This is a genomic window from Photorhabdus cinerea (assembly GCF_011189575.1).
GTDB classification, from domain to species: Bacteria; Pseudomonadota; Gammaproteobacteria; order Enterobacterales; family Enterobacteriaceae; genus Photorhabdus; species Photorhabdus cinerea.
This window is the reverse complement of record NZ_PUJW01000055.1, coordinates 1-7529: the sequence shown is the minus strand read 5'-3', so window position 1 is coordinate 7529 and position 7529 is coordinate 1. Positions and strand designations below refer to the sequence as shown.

Genomic DNA, 7529 nt, shown 5'->3' with positions numbered 1-7529 from the left:
AGTCAGCCCGGGCATTCGTCACTTTTTCATGGCATCGGGCTACAATTAACCGGGCTTTACCCCGATTTTTACTGCCTTTTCGTTTTCGGGAGAGCGCTTTCTGCTTACGCCGTAGATTTTGACTGGCCCGGATTAAATAGCGGGGATTGGCTTGTCAGCAACAATCGAGAATGAAAAGAATGAATGTATCACTATTATGAAAGTTTATTTAAAATAAAATTCACTAAAAATCATTATTATCTTATTGTTAAGTACAATGTAATATCAATAAATAGTTATTTGATTTGTTTATATATAGAAACTATTTTTATGGTAAATATTAAAATGGTTTCAGTATAGGAAAATAACACCTTTGTGCTAAAGGAATATATTGATTTTATGTCTATATCACTGAAACTTAGCATTGTCGTATCCATTTATAATGGAGAGAGGTTTTTACCACAGTTTTTTGCCAATTTATCCCGACAAAAGCTGACTGATTTTGAATTAATTTTGGTTGATGATGGTTCAACGGATAATAGTAACCAGATTCTGGCGCAATATGCCGGGAAATTCCCAAAAACAGAAATTATCACGCAGAAGAATCAAGGGGTTTCTGTTGCTCGTAACACCGGTTTAGCTAAAGCTAGTGGTGATTATGTGGCTTTCCCTGATATCGATGATGTCATTTATCCGGGCATGTATAACCGACTGTTAGAGATTGCTCAGAATAATGATCTGGATATTGCCACTTGCAATGGTCATTATATTTATGATGACGGTCGGCCAGCCCGAAAGATTTTTCCTTCGAATCGTCTATCTTCTACCGCGGTGCTGAGTGGGCCGGAATGGTTACAACAAGCACTAAATTCACGCAGATTCCTGCATGTAACTTGGTTGAATATCTATAAACGGGCTTTTCTGGCAAAACATCATTATCAGTTTGAGCCAAGGTTACATCATCAGGATATTCCATGGACAACAGAACTATTATTGACGGCAAACCGAGTGCAATATATTGATGAATCTTTTTATGACTACCTGATTCATTCCTCTTCGGTATCTCATACTCCCGCGGATGATCGTATTAAGGTAAGAACTGCACACCACTATATGAAAATCTTGGAGATGCTGAATAATATTAATCAGCGTTATCCACAGCAAGTCAAACTGGCGCCGGCGTGTCATTGGCAGATCGCGAAAGAAGGGCTAGGAATTTTGCATACCATTAATGAGATAGAATCTTCTGCTATAAAGCAGCAAATCGTTCATGAATTGTTTGAGCGCGGTATTTGGTCAATGATTTGGAAAAATGCCCGTGGATTTAGATTACGTTGGCGCTTGGCACGCCGATATCCACAGCTTAGGGCAGCGCTGAAAGCCGTTTAATATTAAAAGTAACGGCTTTTTAATTAGGGGCCTTACTTGCGATAATTTTCCACCTTAATTGCAGGTATCGCGGATGTTTTTCAACGCATCTATAATCAGTTGCCAGAATCTCTGGTGGTCGAGTTTTACCGCAACCTGAGTGTGGCAATCTTCTGGTGGTGGATAACGGAAATCCGCGACTGTCATACCAACGGTTAAAGTACCGTTCAATTCAATATTGATTGGCACTTTCTGCGTTGTCATTACTGTGGGATCAATCACATAGGCGACGGCACAAGGATCATGTACTGGCGGATAGTTAAAATTGCGTTTCTTCCGATAGTTTTCGCCATAGGCATCCAGCATTTCCATAACAAATCGAGAGATTTTGCTATTGATACGTGAAATTGCTTCTGTAACTTCTGGCGTGGCCTGTGCCTGATGTGTCAGATCCAGCCCAACCATAGTGAGAGGCCATTTCTCATTGAAAACAATGTGCGCTGCTTCTGGATCAATTTTGATATTGAATTCTGCAACTGCACTGCGATTACCGGTATGGTACCCGCCCCCCATTAATACAACTTCTTTTACCCGTTCAACGATCTGCGGTGCTTTGCGGACAGCGAGGGCAATATTGGTCAGACCACCGGTAGGAACCAGTGTTACTGTTTTGGGAGGATGGGACATGATGGTATCAATGATCAGATCCGTCGCGTGGCGAGGATCAAGAGTCCGAGAATGTTTCGGGAGTTTTGGACCATCCAGACCGGATTCTCCGTGAATATCCGGTGCAGTTTCAATGTCACGTACCAGTGGGCGATGACAGCCTGCGGCAAAGGGAACACCAGTAATACCGGCAACGTGGGCTATCGCCAGAGCATTACGCGTGACTTTATCCAGTGTCTGATTACCGACAACCGTTGTGATTGCCAATAGTTCAATATCAGGATTACCATGCGCCAGTAAAATAGCAATAGCATCGTCATGTCCCGGATCGCAATCAAGAATAATCTTTTTAGTGGTCATTTTCACTCCTTGCAGAGAAAACCATACGGAAAATCAGCATAATTCAGTTAAAACATCTATTCCGTGATGAAATCTTAAATTTGGGTTAGCGCTCTCATAAATGCTCAATAAAATGTCTGATAATTGTGATTTTATTAACATATAAACGACAATTGAGTTGTACATCCAGTTTGATTGTGATTCTTATAGTTTCGCTATGGAATAGGCGGACAATATCTGCTTCGGATTTATTGTTTATCTCTTAATAATTGCGAGGGCTGGAATGGATATTCATGTGGATAGATTATCAGCAGTGATTGAATCAGTGGCAACCAGTAAATTTTATCCCAATTTACTTATCTGGCTGGAACAATTTATTGCCTTTGATAACGCTATTATCTATGCCTTCGAGCAAGGCGTTCCTCCACGTTGCTTGACTAAAGCTGAGAAGAAAAATAGCGATGTGGTAAACCAACTTTATCAACAGGGGGCTTATCTGCAAGATCCTTTCTATCAAGCCCTGACAGATGGTGCCGAAACGGATCTGTTTACCCTGCGAGAACTCGCTCCAGTAGGATTTTATCATACTGATTACTATCTTAATTTTTATAGTAAGACTGGCTGGCAGGATGAAGCAGGCGTTTTGCTGAGGCTCTCTCCTCAAAGACAACTTGGCCTATTTTTTGGTAATGAAGATCGGCTGTTTTTAATACAAGAACAGCATCAGAAAAACCTGCGAACAGCGCTAGAAATTATCCGCAGTGTAGCGCGATTACATGATGAAATGATGTTGCAAACCCCTGTTGCTGACATGGTTTGTTTGGATACTCAGATTCGTTATGCCTTGACACCGAGAGAATGTGAAGTTGTGGAATTAATATTGCAAGGTAAAGGTTCCCCGCAGATTGCTGAGAAACTTTTTATCAGTACGGGGACTGTGAAAAATCATCGGAAAAATATTTATCAAAAACTGCAAATTAGATCACAAGCAGAGCTTTTTAGCCTGTTCATGACGCCGCCTTCCCGTTATTTTGCCTAAGTCACAAATGTTAATACTGTGTTGCGAATGTCCCTAAAGGGACATGGTGATATGGCTACGCGCTACAGATAATCCGGTGATTATGTCAGATGTTAATTGGGGTGTCATATGAACAATGATGTTGATTCATTAACTTATTACGCTGCGACCAAAAAATATGATCTTCGTTTTCCGACATTAAGAGAAGATCTAGATGTAGATGTCGTCATTATCGGTGGTGGATTTTCTGGTATCAATACTGCGCTGGAACTGGCAGAAAAAGGTATCACTAATATTGCGATCTTGGAAAGTCGTTATCTTGGTTATGGGAGTACGGGTCGTAATGGTGGTCAGGTTATGGCGGGTATCGGTCACGATCTGGAAGTGATCAAGCGCCATGTTGGTGATGGAGGGTTGGAAACGATCTTTAAGATCAGCAATCTGGGAGCAAGCATCATTCGTGATCGTATTGATAAATATAATATTGATGCTGATCTCTGCCGTGGTTATAGCTATCTTGGCATGAATAATAGGCAGGAAAAAACATTACGTAGTTGGCTGAAAGATTTTAAGGCGGTTTCTCCTGATGAAGATATTGAGCTTTACACCGGCTCTGATGTGAAAAAGGTGATCGGCTCTGATGCTTATACTTGTGCGCTGAAGCATATGGGAGCTGGGCATGTTCACTCCCTGAACTTGTTGTTAGGTGAGGCAAAAGCGGCGACAGATTTTGGTGTAAAAATCTTTGAGAACAGCCAGGTACTGAATATTGAATATGGTCCCAGAGTAACGGTTCGTACCGCGATGGGATCTGTTCGCGCTAGTAAAATGCTGTGGGCTTGTAACGCTTTTCTGAATAGTGGCCTTGAGCCGTATGTTTATAAAAAGGTGGTTAACACTTATGCCTTCCAGTTAATGACGGAAAAATTGCCGGATGATTTGATTGAGAAAATCAGTCCGATTCGCGGTGCATACAGTGATATTCGTCCGGTGATTGATTACTTCCGTGTGACGAAGGAAAACCGTCTCTTGTTCGGTAGTGCAACTCCTTACATTGAACATATCCCATCTGATTTGAAAGCCTGGAACCGCCATTTGATGTTGAAAGCTTTCCCTTATCTGCAAAACGTGAAGGTTGAACTGGCATGGGGAGGGCCGTTGTGTTGCAGTGCAAACTTGTTCCCACAGATTGGCTCTTTGCCGCAGCACAATAATGTGTTCTATGTTCAGGGGTATTCCGGTTTTGGGGTAACGCCAAGCCATATCGTTTGTAAGGTACTAGCTGAAGGGATGACCGAAGGATCTGAACGTTATGACCTGATGAGTTCAATTCCTCATGTGAATATTTTCGGCAAAGATAAGTTGCGACATTTTATGGTGTCTGCGGGCAAGATTTGGCATCAAACGTCAGGATACTGGAAAGGTCGTCGTTAACTTATTGATATCAATATTATCCATTGAGCCATTTATAAATTATTTTATTTGAAACGAGAACATCATGATTAAATCACTTTTACTGAACAAACCACTGCCTGAATTGTTGAACATTGGTAGCGTAAGCAATTTGGGGTCTACTGTGGTGGAAGGCGATCCACAGGCAAGTGTTGCAATGGTATTTGGTGAACCAACGGATAATCTGACTTGCGGTATTTTTGCCTGTACTCGTGGCAAGTTCAGTATGGTATATCCGTTTGATGAGCATGCAACTGTTTCGGAAGGTTCGGTGAAACTGACTGATGTCAAGAACGGTGAAACTGTTGAATATCATCCGGGGGATTCCTGGTTTGCTGCGAAGGGAACTGAAGTGTTGTGGGAAGTGACCACCGACCGTTTTGTGAAGCATTATCTGGCTTGTATTAAAGGTTAAAAAGCATCTGTTTGACCAGAGGTAAATGATGAGTGATATCACCCTGTTACAGCAAGTTACGGCTTTTCTGCAACGTAATCATGGTCATTATATTAATGGCCTGTCAGTACATGGTCAGGAGAATCAGACGTTTTCTGTGGTGAACCCTGCGATTGATGAAATTGTTGCAACCGTGAATCAAGGCGGTGAAGGGGAAGTGAATGCTGCTATGCAAGCGGCATATACTGCATTTCATGGTGTATGGGCGCAGACTTCCCCTATGGAGCGCGGTCATTGCCTAAATCGTCTGGCAGATCTGTTACTGGCACACCGGGAAGAACTGGCGCAGCTGGAAAGTCTCTGTTCCGGTAAAACTATCCAATTATCCCGTATGCTGGAAATTGACTCCTCTGCTCAATTCCTGCGTTATTTTGCCGGATGGTCAAGTAAGATCAGCGGTGAAACCCTGAATGTTTCTTTGCCTTCTTTTAAGGGTGAACAATACACGGCATTTACCCGGCGTGAGCCGATTGGTGTTGTGGTAGGGATTATTCCGTGGAATTTCTCCATCATGATTGCCATCTGGAAAATGGCAGCTGCACTGACCTGCGGTTGTACCATTGTGCTGAAACCCAGTGAATACACCCCACTGACGATGCTCAGAGTGGCCGAATTAGCTAAAGAAGCGGGGATTCCTGATGGTGTCATTAATGTGATTAATGGTTCAGGTTCGGTGCTTGGCCCGGCACTGATAGGCCATCCACTGTGTGCCAAAGTAACTTTCACCGGTTCCGTGCCAACAGGCATTGCTGTTGGTAAATCAGCCATGGAACAGGGATTAACTCGCGCCACGCTGGAGCTGGGTGGTAAGAACGGCGCGGCGTTTTTGGCGGACATGTCTGTTGAAAAGATAGTCGATGGTGTTCTGGAAGCCGGTTATCTCAATCAGGGGCAGATTTGTGCTGCGGCGGAACGTTTCTATATTCCTGCAAGTCATATGGATGAAGTGTTGAAATTATTGTCTGAAAGACTTGCGGCAATGAAAATTGGCTCTCCTCTGAATGAATCAACAGAAATGGGGCCTTTGGCAAATAAAGAGCACTATAACAAAATCTTGTCCCTGTTTGAGCAAGCTCGTCAGGAAGGCAGTGAGATTGTGTATGGGGGACATGCTCTGGCAGGTCCGGGTTTATTTGTGGCACCAACGGTTATTCGTGCTAACAGCCCTGAAGATTCATTGATGAAGGAAGAGACATTTGGCCCGGTAGGAACTTTCCTCAGCTATAACGATGAGGAAGAGCTGATTGAGTTGATGAACAGCACCCCATTTGGTTTGGCTGCGAGTTTGTGGACCAATGATCTGAGCAAAGCTATGCGTATGATCCCACGTATCGAAGCAGGGACGGTTTGGGTCAATATGCATACCTTTCTCGATCCTGCATTACCATTCGGTGGCGTGAAATCTTCAGGTATTGGCCGTGAATTCGGTAGCGCTTTTATTGAGCACTATACAGAATTGAAATCAGTGATGGTTCGCTATTGATTTTGTGTTTGAGTTAAAGGATGACCCCTGAGCGGTAAAAGGGGTACTCCTGATTTGTGACTGCTCCCCGTCCTATCGGGCGAGGCTTCCCACTTCACAGGCCGCTGCTTGTGCTCGACAAGTCTGACGCTGGCCTCCATGGGCAGAGACGACGAGACCCGCCGCCTGTAATTCAAATAACCCTTGCTCCCTGATATTCAACGCGGCATTGATATCTCTGTCATGTTCCGTTTGGCACATTGGACACATCCAGTACCGCTGGCTTAAGGGCATTTCTGATCCTTTATGACCGCAACAATGACAGGTTTTCGAGCTTGCATACCACGGGTCAAGTTTGATCAGATGTTTTCCCGCTTCTTTCCCTTTATATTCGAGCTTCGTGACAAAGTTGTGCCACCCGGCATCGGCAATATGACGTGCCAGTCTGCGATTTTTGAGCATATTGCTCGTTTTCAGTGTCTCGACTATCACCGCTTGGTTTTCGTCAATGAGTTGTCGGGACAATTTGTGCTGGAAGTCAGCCCGGGCATTCGTCACTTTTTCATGGCATCGGGCTACAATTAACCGGGCTTTACCCCGATTTTTACTGCCTTTTCGTTTTCGGGAGAGCGCTTTCTGCCTACGCCGTAGATTTTGACTGGCCCGGATTAAATAGCGGGGATTGGCTTGTTTCCTGCCATCAGAATAGATAAGGAAGTGGGTTAACCCAAGGTCACATCCCGCGCTTTTGTCTGCATCAATCACATCAGGAGGAACCGGTGTTTCTTTGC

Annotated in this window: 7 protein-coding genes and 1 pseudogene; 5 read left to right on the top strand and 3 right to left on the bottom strand. The window is 43.7% G+C overall.

The annotated features are described in order from the left end of the window. Positions 1–151 (bottom strand): annotated as a pseudogene (locus C5469_RS21805) (transposase); the annotation flags it as partial. Positions 152–378: 227 nt separating this feature from the next. On the opposite strand from C5469_RS21805, the gene C5469_RS21800 reads away from it, so the two are divergent. Then, on the top strand, positions 379–1368 hold the full coding sequence (locus tag C5469_RS21800) for a glycosyltransferase (protein ID WP_166310708.1): 990 nt from the start codon (positions 379–381) through the stop codon (positions 1366–1368). Positions 1369–1422: 54 nt separating this feature from the next. On the opposite strand, the gene uriH is transcribed toward C5469_RS21800, so the two are convergent. Further along, positions 1423–2373, bottom strand: a complete 951-nt coding sequence (gene uriH / locus C5469_RS21795) for a uridine-preferring nucleoside hydrolase UriH (RefSeq protein ID WP_166310706.1) — start codon at positions 2371–2373, stop codon at positions 1423–1425. A 262-nt stretch (positions 2374–2635) separates the two neighbouring features. Here uriH and C5469_RS21790 point away from each other — a divergent pair, with 262 nt between their 5' ends. The 4 genes from C5469_RS21790 to C5469_RS21775 all read left to right on the top strand — a co-directional run bounded on the left by C5469_RS21790 (position 2636) and on the right by C5469_RS21775 (position 6759). Further along, entirely contained in the window at positions 2636–3391 is a 756-nt protein-coding gene (locus C5469_RS21790) for a helix-turn-helix transcriptional regulator (protein ID WP_166310704.1), read from the top strand. Positions 3392–3499: 108 nt separating this feature from the next. After that, the gene (locus C5469_RS21785; protein ID WP_166310702.1) at positions 3500–4804 is read left to right on the top strand and encodes an NAD(P)/FAD-dependent oxidoreductase; all 1305 of its coding nucleotides are present in this window, start codon (positions 3500–3502) and stop codon (positions 4802–4804) included. Between the two features lie 64 nt (positions 4805–4868). Next, positions 4869–5237, top strand: a complete 369-nt coding sequence (locus tag C5469_RS21780; protein WP_166310700.1) for a cupin domain-containing protein — start codon at positions 4869–4871, stop codon at positions 5235–5237. A 28-nt stretch (positions 5238–5265) separates the two neighbouring features. Then, the gene (locus C5469_RS21775) at positions 5266–6759 is read left to right on the top strand and encodes an aldehyde dehydrogenase family protein (protein ID WP_166310698.1); all 1494 of its coding nucleotides are present in this window, start codon (positions 5266–5268) and stop codon (positions 6757–6759) included. A gap of 72 nt (positions 6760–6831) precedes the next feature. Here the strand turns inward: C5469_RS21775 and C5469_RS21770 are convergent. Next, positions 6832–7529 (bottom strand): RNA-guided endonuclease InsQ/TnpB family protein (locus C5469_RS21770; protein WP_166310696.1); only part of this gene is annotated, 698 nt, incomplete at its 5' end.

Coding starts and splice junctions, on each gene's coding strand:
- C5469_RS21800 (WP_166310708.1), top strand. CDS start 379: ATGTCTATATCACTGAAACTTAGCATTGTCGTATCCATTTATAATGGA.
- uriH (WP_166310706.1), bottom strand. CDS start 2,373: ATGACCACTAAAAAGATTATTCTTGATTGCGATCCGGGACATGACGAT.
- C5469_RS21790 (WP_166310704.1), top strand. CDS start 2,636: ATGGATATTCATGTGGATAGATTATCAGCAGTGATTGAATCAGTGGCA.
- C5469_RS21785 (WP_166310702.1), top strand. CDS start 3,500: ATGAACAATGATGTTGATTCATTAACTTATTACGCTGCGACCAAAAAA.
- C5469_RS21780 (WP_166310700.1), top strand. CDS start 4,869: ATGATTAAATCACTTTTACTGAACAAACCACTGCCTGAATTGTTGAAC.
- C5469_RS21775 (WP_166310698.1), top strand. CDS start 5,266: ATGAGTGATATCACCCTGTTACAGCAAGTTACGGCTTTTCTGCAACGT.